General features: G+C 44.5%; 12 protein-coding genes and 1 pseudogene. 10 read left to right on the forward strand and 3 right to left on the reverse strand.

Going from position 1 to position 15,625, the window contains the following annotated elements:
- The coding region (locus BCU12_RS08895) for a diguanylate cyclase (RefSeq protein WP_102403974.1) at positions 1–964 on the reverse strand (964 nt) is incomplete at its 3' end.
- Between the two features lie 217 nt (positions 965–1,181).
- Here BCU12_RS08895 and BCU12_RS08900 point away from each other — a divergent pair.
- Entirely contained in the window at positions 1,182–2,771 is a 1,590-nt protein-coding gene (locus tag BCU12_RS08900; protein WP_102403975.1) for an ABC-F family ATPase, read from the forward strand.
- A 93-nt stretch (positions 2,772–2,864) separates the two neighbouring features.
- Here the strand turns inward: BCU12_RS08900 and BCU12_RS08905 are convergent, their stop codons facing one another.
- A complete protein-coding gene (locus BCU12_RS08905; RefSeq protein WP_102403976.1) occupies positions 2,865–4,751 on the reverse strand; it encodes a methyl-accepting chemotaxis protein in 1,887 nt (628 codons plus the stop codon).
- Positions 4,752–5,087: 336 nt separating this feature from the next.
- Positions 5,088–5,918 (reverse strand): formate dehydrogenase accessory sulfurtransferase FdhD, encoded by an 831-nt coding sequence (fdhD, locus tag BCU12_RS08910; RefSeq protein ID WP_102403977.1) that lies wholly within the window; start codon positions 5,916–5,918, stop codon positions 5,088–5,090.
- 418 nt (positions 5,919–6,336) lie between these two features.
- On the opposite strand from fdhD, the gene BCU12_RS08915 reads away from it, so the two are divergent.
- The 9 genes and pseudogenes from BCU12_RS08915 to BCU12_RS08955 all read left to right on the forward strand — a co-directional run bounded on the left by BCU12_RS08915 (position 6,337) and on the right by BCU12_RS08955 (position 15,253).
- On the forward strand, positions 6,337–6,816 hold the full coding sequence (locus tag BCU12_RS08915) for a DUF3305 domain-containing protein (protein WP_102403986.1): 480 nt from the start codon (positions 6,337–6,339) through the stop codon (positions 6,814–6,816).
- Positions 6,752–7,447, forward strand: coding sequence for a DUF3306 domain-containing protein (locus BCU12_RS08920; protein WP_102403978.1), 696 nt, complete (start codon positions 6,752–6,754; stop codon positions 7,445–7,447). The genes BCU12_RS08915 and BCU12_RS08920 overlap by 65 nt, the downstream gene beginning before the upstream one ends.
- Before the next feature lie 219 nt (positions 7,448–7,666).
- On the forward strand, positions 7,667–9,331 hold the full coding sequence (locus tag BCU12_RS08925) for a 4Fe-4S dicluster domain-containing protein (RefSeq protein WP_102403979.1): 1,665 nt from the start codon (positions 7,667–7,669) through the stop codon (positions 9,329–9,331).
- 9 nt (positions 9,332–9,340) lie between these two features.
- Positions 9,341–9,964, forward strand: a complete 624-nt coding sequence (locus BCU12_RS08930) for a molecular chaperone (protein ID WP_102403980.1) — start codon at positions 9,341–9,343, stop codon at positions 9,962–9,964.
- A 110-nt stretch (positions 9,965–10,074) separates the two neighbouring features.
- Positions 10,075–10,281: a twin-arginine translocation signal domain-containing protein gene (locus BCU12_RS08935; RefSeq protein ID WP_102403981.1), complete on the forward strand. Its 207-nt coding sequence runs from the start codon at positions 10,075–10,077 to the stop codon at positions 10,279–10,281.
- Positions 10,282–10,292: 11 nt separating this feature from the next.
- Entirely contained in the window at positions 10,293–13,148 is a 2,856-nt protein-coding gene (locus BCU12_RS08940) for a formate dehydrogenase subunit alpha (RefSeq protein WP_102403982.1), read from the forward strand.
- A gap of 11 nt (positions 13,149–13,159) precedes the next feature.
- Entirely contained in the window at positions 13,160–13,768 is a 609-nt protein-coding gene (gene fdh3B / locus BCU12_RS08945) for a formate dehydrogenase FDH3 subunit beta (protein ID WP_102403983.1), read from the forward strand.
- Positions 13,769–13,782: 14 nt separating this feature from the next.
- Positions 13,783–14,775, forward strand: a pseudogene (locus BCU12_RS08950) (formate dehydrogenase subunit gamma); the annotation flags it as partial.
- A 61-nt stretch (positions 14,776–14,836) separates the two neighbouring features.
- Positions 14,837–15,253 (forward strand): hypothetical protein, encoded by a 417-nt coding sequence (locus BCU12_RS08955; protein ID WP_102403985.1) that lies wholly within the window; start codon positions 14,837–14,839, stop codon positions 15,251–15,253.
- Positions 15,254–15,625 lie beyond the last annotated feature (372 nt).

A 15,625-nucleotide genomic window follows, 5' to 3' on the forward strand; every position in this document is an offset into this window, starting at 1 on the left:
GATACATGAGTTCATCGGCTTTCTGGATCATATCGTCTAGACATTGAAGCTCGCTATTTCGATACGCGATTCCTCCGCTACTTACAGAAGTAACACCATTCTCATCGTGCACTCGAACGCTTTCTAGGTAACGCTCTTGAATACGTGTTGAGAGCTTGTCGAGTACCCGTTGATGATTGGATTCTGTGTTTTCATCAAATAACGTGATAATGACAAACTCGTCGCCGCCCACTCGTGCTTTAATATCATTTTCTCTGCATACCTCACTTAACGTCTCAGCGAGCGTTAAGATGCAATGATCGCCAACCGAATGGCCAGCCTCATCGTTCATTTGCTTCAAATTATCAATATCAAGGTAGGTTAGCCCTATGACTTGATGAGATCGCGCGGCATCCTTAATGCGTTGTTCGCCAAGTAAAGAAAGGCCCCGACGGTTATGAAGGCGAGTCAATTCATCTGTTAATGCAAGGCTTTTCAGCTCCTCTAAATCACACGCCATTTTTAGGTCAGCAGAGATAAGCATACAAAACTGTTCGAGTAATTTGAGTAAAGTCGTTGAATAATCGGAGGATTTTGTATCGATAACACAGATGGTTCCAAAGATTGAACCATCTGGCCAATGTATTGGTAGCCCACAATAGGAGCGAACTGGCCCTTTTTCTACTGGTGGTGCATCACTCCAGCGTGAGTCTGATCGGGCGCTGGGTACATAAAGCGAACGATCTGTTTCTACTATTTCTCTACAGAAGCTTTTAATATCAGCTGGCCAGTTATCGTCTTTTTCTAGAAAATTGTCTTTGTTGCTGCTAGTGGCAATAACGGTGAATTGATTATCACGAAATTGCACAATTGAACCATTCACAGAACCATACAGTTCAGACATCAAATCCACACTTTGTTGCCATTTATCTAGATCGATAACCTTTTGTTGACTATCAGAAAGGCAATGCTTATTTCTCAACATCAGCGTCCCATTTATGAGTATTGTTGTAATTATAGAAGATGAAACGTGGTGCTACGCACATTTTGTTACATATTACTTGGAGCATTCGCTCTTTTAATCAGAATTCGCACCAACACATGAATTGTGTGATGCAGTGCAAACAACGCTTGAAGTTATGGCACTTAACAAGTAACGTTGCGCCGTTTATATAAATTCCACTTAATTAAAGGTAATAGCTTTGATCTCCACAGCGAATATCACCCAACAATTTGGCGCTAAGCCGCTTTTTGAAAACATTTCTGTCAAATTTGGCGAAGGCAACCGCTACGGCCTAATCGGTGCAAATGGTTGTGGTAAATCAACGTTTATGAAAATCCTTAGTGGGGAGCTTGAGCCTACTGGTGGTAACGTTAGCTATGACCCTAATGAACGCGTCGCAAAACTGAACCAAGATCAGTTCGCTTATGAAGAGTTCACGGTTATTGATACCGTTATTATGGGATTCAAAGAGCTTTGGGAAGTAAAGTTAGAGCGTGATCGCATTTATTCTCTTCCTGAAATGAGTGAAGAAGACGGCATGAAAGTGGCTGATCTTGAAGTTCAGTTCGCTGAAATGGACGGTTACATGGCCGAAGCGAAAGCAGGGGAATTGCTGCTTGCTGTTGGTATCGATGAGAGCCTACATTTTGGTTTAATGAGCGAAGTAGCACCCGGTTGGAAGCTTCGTGTTCTTCTCGCACAAGTTCTATTTGCTGACCCGCATATCATGCTACTTGATGAGCCTACCAACAACTTGGATATGGACACAATTTCGTGGTTAGAAGAGACGTTAAATCAGCGCAACTGCACCATGATCATTATCTCGCACGACCGTCACTTCCTGAACTCTGTTTGTACGCACATGGCCGATCTCGATTACGGTGAGCTTCGCCTGTTCTCTGGCAACTACGATGAATACATGACGGCTGCGACACAAGCGCGTGAACGCCTACTGTCTGATAACGCGAAGAAAAAAGCACAAATTGCTGAGCTTCAAACCTTCGTATCTCGTTTCTCTGCAAACGCGTCTAAAGCGAAACAAGCGACTTCTCGTGCAAAACAGATCGATAAGATTCAGCTAGACGAAGTGAAAGCCTCTAGCCGTCAAAACCCATTCATCCGTTTCGAACAGTCTAAAGAGCTATTCCGTAACGCACTTGTGGTTGAAAACCTAGCTCAAGGTTTTGAAGAAGACCTATACAACAAGTTCGATGCGATCTTCGAAGTCGGTGAGCGCGTTGCTATTATTGGTGAGAACGGCGTTGGTAAAACAACACTACTGAATACTCTAGCGGGTGCTCTAGAAGCGCGTGAAGGTGAGTACAAGTGGTCTGAAAACTCAAACATCGGTTACTACGCTCAAGATCACGCACATGACTTTGAAACAGACATGAACTTGTTTGATTGGATGAGCCAATGGCGTCAAGAAGGCGAAGACGAACAAGTCGTTCGCGGATTCCTAGGGCGTATGCTATTTGGCCAAGATGACATAAAGAAATCCGTAAAGGTGATTTCTGGTGGTGAGCAAGGTCGCATGCTTCTAGGTAAGATAATGATGCATAAACCAAACATCCTTCTAATGGATGAACCAACAAACCACATGGACATGGAATCTATCGAAGCGCTTAACCTAGCACTTGAGAACTACAAAGGCACATTGTTCTTCGTTTCTCACGATCGCGTATTCGTAGACTCACTCGCGACTCGTATTTTAGAAATCAAAGACAACAAGATTAATGATTTCCGTGGTACTTACGCGGAATTCTTAAAGTCTCGTGAAGCGAGCTAATTTCTAGGCATCAGTCGAACAAATAGCAAAGGCTCCTTTAATAGGAGCTTTTTTCTACACGTAATGATCGTTTACTAATTTTATATCATAAGGTTAGTATTTAAATTGCGAAACGATACCCTGTAACTTGTTGCTGACTTCATTCACTTCCTGACTGGACGAACCTGTCCTTGCAACCTGTATCGCGGTATTGCCCGCTAGGTCGGCAATCTGCGTAATGTTTCTATCGATCTCAGCCGAGACCATCGACTGCTCTTCTGAAGCAGTGGCTATCTGAGCATTCATATCAAAAACTTCCGAGATTTGATCAACGATCTTTTGTATTGAATCCACGGCCATTACTGTTTGTTCGTTAGACGTGTTTACTTGTCGTAAGCTGTCTCCCATCATGTTCACCGTTCTTTCTACGCCAGAGGCTAAGCCAGAGATTGTCTCTTCAATCTGAGTAGTCGATTCGTTAGTCTTTAGCGAAAGTTGTCTTACTTCATCGGCAACAACCGCAAAACCACGTCCACTGTCGCCCGCACGAGCCGCCTCTATCGCAGCGTTTAAGGCGAGTAGGTTAGTCTGCTCTGAAATACTCGTGATGGTCGAAATAACTGTTTTAATCTCCTGACTGTGTACCGACAATTCATCCACAAGACTCTGTGAGTTAGAGATGTTGGTTGCTAGAGATTGAATACTGTCTCCTGCAATTTTCGTAACTTGCATACTTTTCTCCGCTTCCACTTTTACCCTCAGCGCGTTTTCAGCGGCGCTCTCAATGTTGGCGGTTATCTCATTGCTGGTCATCACAAGCTCATTCACCGCCGTTGCCACTGATTCAGACTCAACCTTTTGTTGCTCCGCATTGGTAATGCTGTTACTCGCTGCGTCCTGTGAAGTGGATGCACACTCAGAAAGGGTATGCATTACAGAAGCAATATCCGCGATATTTCGATGAAGTTTAGCGACAAAAACATCAAAAGAGTTAGCCAGTTGCGCGAGCTCGTCATTTCCTTTTGCGTTCATTCTTACCGTCAAATCTCCATTTCCTTCAGAAATCTCCTTCATTAAATCAGTAATTCGGCCAATTCTTTGGGTGATGCTTTTCCCAATGAACAGCAACATTAATGAAACGGTCAGTGCGATGACAAGGCCAATCATTTGAAGTCTAAAAGTCACCTCTGCGGTTGCTTGCTGGCTAATAGCCGTTATTTGGTCCTGTAGAACGTGTATCTCTTCTTCTGTTTGGTGAACATTACTTCGGAGTTTGCCAAGAAGCCCTGAATTAGAATTAAGGCCGAGCACTAAATAGGCTTCGGTTACTTGAGCGGTTGCGTTTGAAAAACTCAATACAGCTTCTTCAATAAAGTCATAACGAGCGGCAACTTCTGAAAAGCTTTTCAATTCGTTTGCTAGCTCATTCAACGTTTCTTCCGTAGCGCTTTCTGAAAACTGGATGCTTTTATCGAGGACCAAAGCGTATGCAGCTTGTAACTCTGGGTCACCAACCAGTTCGATTTCCTTAGTGAGTGCATTTCTGGCTAGATTCGCTTCTCCAGTGAATCCAGTGTTGGACTTTCGACCAATTTCGATGAGTTTATCGGCCAATTGGTGAAACTGAGTTTGATACAAAGTCAGCGTCTCAAGAGACCTGTTCACTGAATTCGATATCTGGGAATTTTGACCATTTAACAGCGCTTCAATCCCGCTAATTCTCGTTTGAAGTACCTCTAGAGTTTTATCGAACCGGTCGAGGTACTTGGTGTCTTGACGGGCTAGAAAGTCCTTCTCATGCCTTCTTAAGGTCAACAAGTTAATTTCACTCAATTGATTCTCGTGATCGGCCACTTTCAATCGGTCGAGCTGTTCAAAACTGTACTTCTCATAAAATGCGTAGGTGAGTATGCCAAGCAATAAAAAGAGTGTAATGAGTACGAGTTGCGCCTTGATGGAAAGTGACTGCATTAAACGTGAAACGATAGGTAACCTAGCCATAAATGACTCCTAGTGAACTGACGTGAATTGCCCACTGATTTATTACATTTAAGTTTCATTATTGTTACAGTGGATATTAAACTAATAGCACGTTATTTCACGTATGCAAGAAGGTGACTATAAATGAAATTTTATAGCTTGAGTTTTCCAATAAATGGGACAAATTGTCTGAATTGGTAGGTTGGGACATGAAGTGCAAGATGAATTTGAGGAGGGATTTCGTGTTTTATGTTTTATGTTTTATGTTTTATATCTTATGTTTTGACACCCTTCGTAATAGATACAACTCCTAGAGTTGGCCTGTTTTTCACGACAGGCCATGCCATTTACAAACCATTAATCTCTTAAATGACCTTTTACATCAAACTCGATTTTCTGCGCACCAGTAAAGACTTGGAAGCGGAGTCCTTTAGCCCGTGCAATGGTTGTGATGCCAAATTTTTGGGCAAGATCGAGGCCCATTTGCGTGACACCAGAACGAGATAACAGGGTAGGAATGCCCATTTGAGCGACCTTGATAACCATTTCTGAGGTCAATCGACCCGTCGTGTAGAAAATCTTGTCGTCACCAGACTCCTGATTGAGCCAAAGTTCTCCAGCGAGGGTATCGACTGCATTGTGGCGCCCTACATCTTCAACAAATGAAAGGACTTCATCCGCTGTACATACCGCGCAGCCATGAACCGCACCGGCTTTTTTGTAGGTGTCGTTATAATGGGTGAGCGCTTCTAACGCAGAGTATATTTCAGATTGCTTAATTGGCCGTTGTGGCACCTGATAGTTTTCCAATTGCTTCATCACATTCCCGTACATGGTGCCTTGGCCACAGCCCGATGTTACGGTCTTCTTTTTTAACGCCTTATCTAGGTGATCGATATTCTCTTTCGTAATGACAGCCGCGCTGTGCGTTTCCCAGTCTATGATTATGGAATCGATCGCTTTAGGGTCTGAAAGAAATCCTTGGTTCTTTAAGTAGCCTAAAACCAATGTCTCTGGACGAGAGCCGAGCGTCATCAAAGTCACGATCTCTTTCCAATTCAGCATGACGGTCAATGGCCTTTCACAAGCGATCTGCTTAACCAACTTTTCACCGTATTCATCGAAGACTTCAACTTCCATCGTTTGTAATGGGTTGCTTTGAGTTTTTATTATATTTGGGGTAACCACACTGTATTCCTATCTCGAATTTACACATTGTTGGCTCAATCGCACTCTATTGAAGACGAAAAACGTACCTGAGCCATGATCCTAAGCCAATTCTATTCAATGACTGACGACTATAAGAGGTTGCACCTATTCAGACGCACATAACAAGGTTTAGCCGAGCGTTATCCTTAGCAAGTACCGTACCTTGATTATCTCTAGGGCGTATTCAATAACCTAAAAGCAATGACCTTGAAACTGCTGACCTTGAAAGCGATGACTTTTAAACTTTGACCTTTAAGGGATGACCTTTAAGCGATAGCTACGGCACATTTGCAGAACAAACAGACTGAGCGAATAACGGAAAAAATTTTACTAATGCTGGCTCAAATATTGCTTTTTAGATCGTACCTTTATCCAATCGCAACTATTTAGGGACAATATGTCTGCTCAACACGATGATAAAACGGAAATGGTCAAAAACGAAAACCTTTGGCCTATTCGCTGTGACTTAACAGCAAAAGAAGTGTCTTCTGGCCGTTGGAGTACCACTCAGTGGTCGTTGAATGGTTTCAAGCTATCAAGTTCAACACAAGACAATAACAGCGATTCAACACCATGCGTGGCTTTAGAGCTATTTAAAGATGAGCGAACGGATTACCGTTTTAATCTGAGTTCTAAAAGCCCTAAGCTTTTCTTAGTCATGGAAAACCTCGACGACAGTCTGAACCAAAACATCGTGACATTAACCGCTTCACAGAGCGTTGCAGGGCAATATATGGATGGCGACTACCTCGTGTTATCACACGAAATGCCTCTGCCTGTTCAAGCTTGGATGGAGGCGTTTATAGGTCGACATGGCGAACTTATCGAACAAAGGCGCAAAAAGCGTCGCGGAGCAGGGCGTTCTAGTGGGAAATAGCTTTCTAAACCGATGGTCGAATAGGAAACTCACAGGCAATGCCAAAGAGTTAGACACTGACCGTGACGGCACCACTGGTCAAGGCACCGACACCAACGTTTTGATTGAATTGTCAGGGCTAGATAAACAGGTAGGGCATCGATTAGAACTGACCACTGAAGATGACTCGAACGTTACCGAACCTATTGAAACGGAGCGGCTTTATGATGAAAGCGTTAATGACGACGTGGTTAACAGCAAAGAACCTAAAAGCCAGGATATCAGTGAAGATTCGAGTGTGGCTTCCATGCTCACGAGCGACGTTGATCCACTAATAAAAAAAGCCGCTTTAAGGAAGCTGTTCCTCTCTGAAGAGTTTAATCAATTGGATGGTTTAAACGATTATGATCAGGACTTTAGCGCTGTTCAGAGCCTGTCCAGTGAAGTTGCTCAAACCCTTCGAGAATGGACGAAATCATCCAATAGTGAAGAAGTAAACGTGACTGATTCAGACATCGACACTGGACAGGAAATATCGTCAGAATCACCATCAACGCTTGATGGTGCAGAATCAAGCGAAGAAGAATTAGCCAGTGAAACAGAAATCGAGACGACAGATAACACAGATTCTAATTCACACTCTACGATTTAGCCTCACCATGTACACCAGATTCGTAAAACCACAAAAATAATAGGTACATTTTGTCCAACACTTCAATTCTTGCTGTAGGACAAAATGTCCCAGTTTCATATCATCGTCTTTACACACTAAAGATACTACACTAACGTACTGATTTTAATGTAATTAATAGTTGGAATGGTTATTGCTATTGAGAAAGGGTGAATCCCTGTTCTCATATGGAACTGAGCAATGCTAAAAGAACTATTACAACAAACGACATCGATCAACGGTAAGGCTCGTCAGTACGCGATAGAAAATACCGTTGAATTAACGAACCTCATTCCACCAACGGTTAGCTACGAAAGTGGCGGGCATACTCTGATCATCGGCCCAACTGAAATCATAGAAAGCACAGCAAAAAAGCTTTCTGATATGGCTTCTGTTTCTCTTCTATCTACTGATGGCTCGAAAGGCAAAACAAGCCAAGTTTACTTCTCGCACAGTATTGAAATTTCGGGCTTTCTTGGGGCCTTTAATGTCGCGGTATCCTTTGACAATATCACCAAAGTTAACTTGCCAGACATCGCTATCAATCAACCATGCTTTGACGTCGTGCTCGACCTTTCCCTTAATGGGGTCATGAAAGAAGAAGTGCCAGTCCCTGGCTATTATCCGGTTGGCCGTGGCTACCCAAGCATGCAAGAGGCTCTCGATGAAATACCGACTTTGATGGGGACGTTTGATAAGCCCAAATATTTTAGATTGGATACCGATTTATGCGCACACAGCTCTCGCGGTGTAAAAGGGTGTGAACGATGTGTGGATGCTTGTCCTGCTGGCGCACTAGAGAGCAAAGGCACAGACAAGACAGGCTTCAACATCGAAATCAATCCGTATTTGTGTCAAGGCGTTGGTACGTGCGCGACTTCCTGCCCAACAGAAGCGATTCGTTACGCATTACCAAACCCTGAAGAGACACAAAAATACATCGAACGCACGTTAGCTAACTACACAAAATCAAGCGGCGTCGCGCCTATTGTTTTGTTCTGCAGTGAACGACATGAATCATACTCTGTTATGGCGCTTAAAGCCTTGCCGGACAATGTTATACCGATCGTTGTAGAGGAATTGCCATCGGTAGGCATAGATACCTGGTTTACCGCACTCGCCAATGGTGCCACTCAAGTCTTATTCGCCGCCAGCAAACATATGCCGGAAACCATTCAACGTGTTCTAAATAAAGAAGTCGCCATGGCGCAGTCGCTTCTTGAACCTCTTGGTATCGAAAGCAGTGTCATTGACATTCTTTATCTAGAATCATTAAAAGATCAAAAACCGACACTTCATACGCAGACACTCATTCCAAGCATCGGAGAACTTTCCGGATCTAAGCGCCAACGCTTATTTCAAGCCCTAGACGCGCTTTCTAAAGAGAGAATCGATACACCCGAGGTAACGCATCTTCCTAGTCACGCACCCTATGGCAGCGTGAACTGCGAAAGCAAAGATTGCACTTTGTGTATGGCGTGCGTTGCAGTGTGCCCAACCAGTGCGCTGCACAATGACGGGCAGTCACCATCACTTCAATTTATTGAGCAAGACTGCATTCAATGTGGCATGTGTGAAAAGGCTTGCCCAGAATCGGCTTTGTCACTCGAGGCTCGTATAAATTGGGATACACAAGCACGCTCAACAGCTCAAGTACTGCATCATGAAAAGCCAGCGGAATGCCTTCGCTGTAAGAAGCCATTCGCGCCACAGTCAATGATCACCATGCTTCAGGGTAAGTTACGTGGTCACTCTCAATTCTCTGATGAGCTCGCGATTAACCGTATCGCGATGTGCGAAGACTGCCGTGTAAAAGACATTTTTGAATCCATGGCTGACGATCCAGCGAAACAATTAAATTACTAGGAGTCGATTTTGGATAACCAATATCAATCATTACGCGCTGATATTTACCTACTGCTTGCCACATTATTTCGACAAGCACCAAACACCGAACTTATTGAGTTTCTCTCTACCATAGAAATTGAAATAGAAGACAGCCTCATGCAACAAGCTTGGCACGCTGTCAAAACCGCGGCGATTGACAGTCATGCGGTGGACCTCGCTGACGAGTACCAAGATCTATTCATCGGTATCGGCCGAGGAGAGGCTGTTCCTTTTGGTTCTTGGCACATGACCGGCTCCTTAATGGAGAAGCCTTTGGCTCAACTACGACAAGACCTCAAGAAGCTAGGCGTTGAGCGCGACGAAAGAGTAAAAGAGCCAGAAGATCATATATCAGCGCTCTGTGAAGTCATGGCGATGCTCACTCACGAGAGTGAAATCACTCAACGAGATTTTTTTAATCGCCATTTATCTCCGTGGTTTAGCTCATTCCATCAACAGGTAAATGAGGCCAAACACGCGCAATTTTACAAACAGGCAAGCCAGCTGCTTTCCGCATTCTTACAAATAGAACAGGTTAGATTTAGCGAAAAAGTGGCTGGCTCTGCGAGCACACTTGCCATCAACGTAAACAATATCAGCCACTCTCTCTAGTTCGTATGATCTGAGAGGTAGCAAATTTAGCGGTGAACATTCGCTTTTATAGAAACGTTAAACGTTCAGTTGTTCCACGCTAAAAATTAAAGCATGTAAGGAAGCAATAGATGAATAAGAAAAACAATAAACACTCTGTGGATACGAGCCGACGGGATCTTATAAAAGGCTTAACAACCGCTGCGGTCGTTGGCGCTGTCGCAACAGGTACAAGCACATCGGTGACAGCAAAGGAGGAGATAGCCATAAAACCTGAAAAGCAGAGCGATGGCTATCGTGAGACTCAACACATTCGTGACTATTACGATACACTGTAAGGAGCAATAAAATGAAGCTAACAAAACGCTCCGATAGCGTAACGAAAAAAGAGACCCAATTTGGCGTAACCCGTCGATCTTTTATGAAAAACTCATCCTTAGCCGCCGGTGGCGCGGTGGCCGGAGCGACCCTGTTTGCGCCGAGCATGATGAAGAAAGCACAGGCACAGTCTGTTGATTCAGAAGCCGAAACCGAGATTAAAAGAACGATATGTTCCCACTGCTCAGTTGGGTGCGGTATCTATGCAGAAGTACAAAATGGTATTTGGACTGGGCAAGAACCCGCCTTTGATCATCCTTTCAACGCAGGTGGTCACTGTGCAAAAGGCGCGGCACTTCGTGAGCATGGTCATGGTGAACGTCGGTTAAAATACCCAATGAAGCTTGAAAATGGCAAGTGGAAAAAGCTGTCATGGGAAAAAGCGATAGAAGAGATTGGCAACAAAGCGCTAGATATTCGTAAAGAGTCTGGCCCTGACTCTGTCTATTGGCTTGGCAGTGCAAAGCACAGCAACGAACAAGCGTATATGTTCCGTAAAATGGCTAGCTTGTGGGGTACAAATAACGTCGATCATCAAGCGCGTATTTGCCACTCTACAACCGTTGCAGGTGTGGCGAACACATGGGGCTACGGCGCCATGACAAACTCGTTTAATGATATGCATAATTGTAAGTCTGCCTTGTTTATTGGGTCGAACCCTGCTGAAGCACACCCTGTGGCCATGCAACATATACTGATCGCACAAGAGAAAAACGGCTGTAAGATCGTGGTTGCGGATCCACGTCGAACACGCACTGCTGCGAAAGCTGATCACTATGTTTCTCTTCGCCCAGGTTCTGATGTGGCCTTTATTTGGGGAGTACTTTGGCATGTATTCAAAAATCAGTGGGAAGACAAAGAGTTTATTCGCCAACGTGTGTTTGGCATGGAAGAGGTGCGAGAAGAGGTCGCCAAATGGCCGCCCGCAGAAGTAGAGCGTGTCACTGGTATCTCTGAAGAAGAAGTGTACCAAACTGCTAAATTGCTCTCCGAAAATCGTCCTGGTTGTATCGTTTGGTGTATGGGTGGAACACAACATACAACAGGCAATAACAACACTCGTGCGTACTGTATTCTTGAGCTTGCCTTAGGCAACATGGGCAAATCTGGTGGCGGTGCAAACATCTTCCGAGGCCATGATAACGTTCAAGGCGCAACGGACTTAGGCGTACTTTCCCATACTCTACCTGGCTATTACGGGCTCTCTGACGGTGCTTGGAAGCATTGGGCTGGCGTTTGGGACCTAGACCATCAGTGGGTGAAAGACCGCTTTGATCAAAATAAGTACCGCGGCAAACTGCCGATGAATAATATGGGTATTCCTGTCTCTCGTTGGATTGACGGTGTCCTTGAAGACAAGAATAACATCGAGCAAAAAGACAACATCCGAGCGATGTTCTATTGGGGTCATGCCGTGAACTCTCAAACACGTGGCGTTGAGATGAAAACAGCGATGCAAAAGCTCGACATGATGGTTATCGTTGACCCATACCCAACGGTCGCGGCGGTCATGAATGATCGTACTGACGGTGTTTACCTCCTTCCAGCGACAACGCAATTTGAAACCACGGGCTCTGTAACGGCGTCTAATCGCTCTCTACAATGGCGTGAGCAAGTCGTGCCTCCGCTTTTCGAATCAAAGCCCGATCATGAGATCATGTATCTTCTCACCAAGAAACTCGGTTTCTCTGACCAACTATTCAAGCACATTGGTATCGAGAATAATCAACCGATCATCGAAGACATTACTCGTGAGTTCAACAAAGGGATGTGGACAATTGGCTACACAGGCCAAAGTCCAGAACGTATCAAGTCGCATACCATGAATTGGCACACATTCCATAAAACCTCTTTAGAAGCGGAAGGTGGCCCTGCTCATGGTGAAACCTACGGGTTACCTTGGCCTTGTTGGGGCACACCTGAAATGAAGCACCCTGGTACGCATATTCTCTACGATACGTCTAAGGCCGTTGCTGATGGTGGCGGTAACTTCCGCGCTCGTTTCGGTGTTGAGTTTGAAGGCAATAACCTATTAGCGGAAGACAGCTATTCTAAAGGCTGTGAGCTTAAAGACGGATACCCTGAATTTACCGACAAACTGCTAAAACGCCTCGGGTGGTGGAACGACCTAACGGAAACTGAAAAGGCAGCAGCAGAAGGAAAAAATTGGAAGACCGATGTGTCTGGTGGTATTCAACGTGTCGCCATCAAGCACGGTTGTATTCCATTCGGTAACGCTAAGGCACGAGCAGTGGTGTGGACATTCCCAGACCGTGTCCCTCTGCACAGAGAGCCTCTATACACCCCAAGACGTGACCTCGTCACTGATTACCCAACTTGGGACGACAGTGAATCTATATATCGTCTTCCAACCATGTACAAATCCATTCAAGACCAAGACAAATCTCAGGAATACCCAATCATATTGACCTCAGGTCGCTTGGTTGAATATGAAGGAGGTGGCGAAGAAACACGTTCAAACCCTTGGCTTGCAGAGCTTCAGCAAGAGATGTTTGTCGAAGTGAATCCGAAAGACGCCAATGACCTTGGGTTCAAAGACGGAGACATGGTTTGGGTTGAAGGGGCAGAGAAAGGGCGTATTCACGTGAAAGCAATGGTGACGCGACGCGTTAAACCGGGCCTTGCGTTTATACCTTTCCACTTTGGCGGCAAATTCCAAGGTGAAGACCTCAGAGACAAATACCCAGAAGGCACTGACCCATACGTTATTGGTGAGTCCGCTAACATTGCAACGACGTACGGATATGACCCTGTGACGCAAATGCAAGAAACAAAAGTCACCCTTTGTAACATTCGCAAAGCTTAGGAGAAATAAAGATGGCTAATATGAAATTCCTTTGTGACACCAAGCGATGCATCGAATGTAATGGCTGTGTGACGGCATGTAAAAATGAAAATGATGATGCGCTAGAGTGGGGTATTCAACGCCGCCGAGTGGTCACACTGAATGACGGTGAGCCGGGTGAAAACTCAATCTCAGTGGCGTGTATGCATTGTACTGATGCGCCTTGCATGGCTGTGTGTCCTGCTGATTGTTTTGAAAGAACGGATGATGGCATTGTTCTGCACAATAAAGATCTTTGTATCGGGTGCGGTTACTGTCTATTTGCCTGTCCGTTTGGTGCGCCTCAGTTCCCGAAACAAACCGCCTTTGGTGAACGAGGCAAAATGGACAAATGCACCTTCTGTGCTGGCGGGCCAGAGACAGAAGCAGGATCAGAAGAAGAACGCCAAAAATATGGAGCCAACCGCATTGCTGAAGGCAAGCTCCCTATGTGCGCGTCACTTTGTTCAACAAAGGCTCTGATCGCTGGTGATGCAAACAAGGTATCTGACATATTCAGACAACGTGTTGTTGAGCGCGGTGCAAAAGACGCAGGTTGGACAAATGGTGAAGATCTTGCCTTTGATGCAACCAAAAGCTAACCATGGAGAGAGATATGTTCAAACGCATTAAACGTACCTCTCTTGTAATGCTGTCGTTAATGGCAGCATTACTACTGACGTTTTCTTTTGCATCCAACGCGAGTGAATCAGCAAACAAAGGGAGCGCGAGCGTTTCAGAAAGAGAAATTACTCAGCTTGCTGGCGCTGATTTTTGGCGTCAAGTAAGGCAAGGGGAGGAAGGCTATACAACTTCTCAGTTTCCAGAACACGGGGTACTGATCAGCACGCCTGGACAAACCTGGTACATATTGAAAGAAAAATGGATGTCACCCGCCGGTGCTATTGCAATATTTGGCAGTATCTCTGTTGTGATTCTTGCTTATATTGTCGTTGGCCCCGTCATGTTGAGTAAACCGAGGACAGGACGAAAGATCAAACGTTGGAGTCGACTTGATAGAGCACTTCACTGGAGTATGGCGTTTACGTTCCTCACTTTGGCTTTCAGTGGTTTAATGTTGGTTTACGGTAAACACTTCCTAAAGCCTTACATACCGACGGAGCTTTGGGGATTCATCATTATGCTAGCGAAGCAATACCATAACTATCTTGGTCCATTGTTTGGCGTGTTACTGATTCTGATCCTGTTCAAATGGTGGCGTAAATCCATCTTCAGCCGCGTTGATCTCACGTGGTTTATGAAGCTTGGTGGAATGGTAGGGAAACATAAAGGAACGCATCCATCTGCTGGGTTTTCTAATGCCGGAGAAAAAGCGCTATTTTGGCTTCTCATCGTTGTGGGTGCAGTTGTTGCGTTTAGTGGCCTCGTTTTAGACTTTCCTATATTTGGTCAAACTCGAAGAGACATGGAGCTTTCGAATCTCGTTCACATGCTGTCTGCATTGATTTTGATTTGCGGGTTTGTTTTCCACATCTATATCGGTTTGTTTGGTATGGAAGGCGCGTTGGAGGCGATGGTCACCGGAGAAGTCGACGAGACCTGGGCTAAAGAGCACCATGATATTTGGTATGACGAAGTCAAAGATCAGAGTATTGAAGAAGACAAAGCTGAAATAGAAGGCAATAAGTATAAAAATAGGGGAGCAAGCAATGAACAATCAGCATAAAGGCATTTGGTTTGCTTATGTTGCGAGCCTGTTTACCCCATTAACTTGCTTGCTCTCTGGTGTGATTGCGATTGTCTATGCTGGTTACCGATTGGATAAAGGTGAAGACTCGGAAATCGTGAATTCCCATTACTACGGACTTATTCGTAGTTTCTTCTTAAACCTTACGTTTTTCGTTGTTCTCATCATTACGATCGCGACAACGAATGGCGTTTTAAAAGGAATTAATGACTATTGGTACAACAGCACAATGATCGACAACGTTGCTTACGGTATTCCCATTGTGGGAATGATCTTTGCGACCGTGGCGATCATCGTCTGGTTTATTCGTATGTTTAGAGGAATGAAGCAATTGAAAGCGAATCTTCCTCACCCGTCGGTTAAAGGGCCAAATCTTTAAAGACAGGCTAAATAGGTTGAACACCAAATAAAGAGGACGATTTAAGTCCTCTTTTTATTGCATGAGACAAACGATAACGAACAATTTTTTACCAGCTGTTTATCTTTGGTGCAAATGCATCAATACGGTGCAGAAAAATCCATCTGGATTTTCTAATACTAAATTCAAACAAAACCTAACCCACTGATATTTTTATCAAAAGTGTCACATGGCATCTCTAAAACCTTACACGTCCGACAATGGCACATTAGTTGCGTAATACACCGTCATAATTGAGTAACGCACTAAAGTTGCTCTGAATTAGGTATATCTAGCACCATGATGGTGCGCTACAAAAGAGTAAGGAGATCTCTTCACATGTCAGAATCATCC

The organism is Vibrio sp. 10N.261.55.A7, from assembly GCF_002877365.1.
Lineage (GTDB): Bacteria > Pseudomonadota > Gammaproteobacteria > Enterobacterales > Vibrionaceae > Vibrio.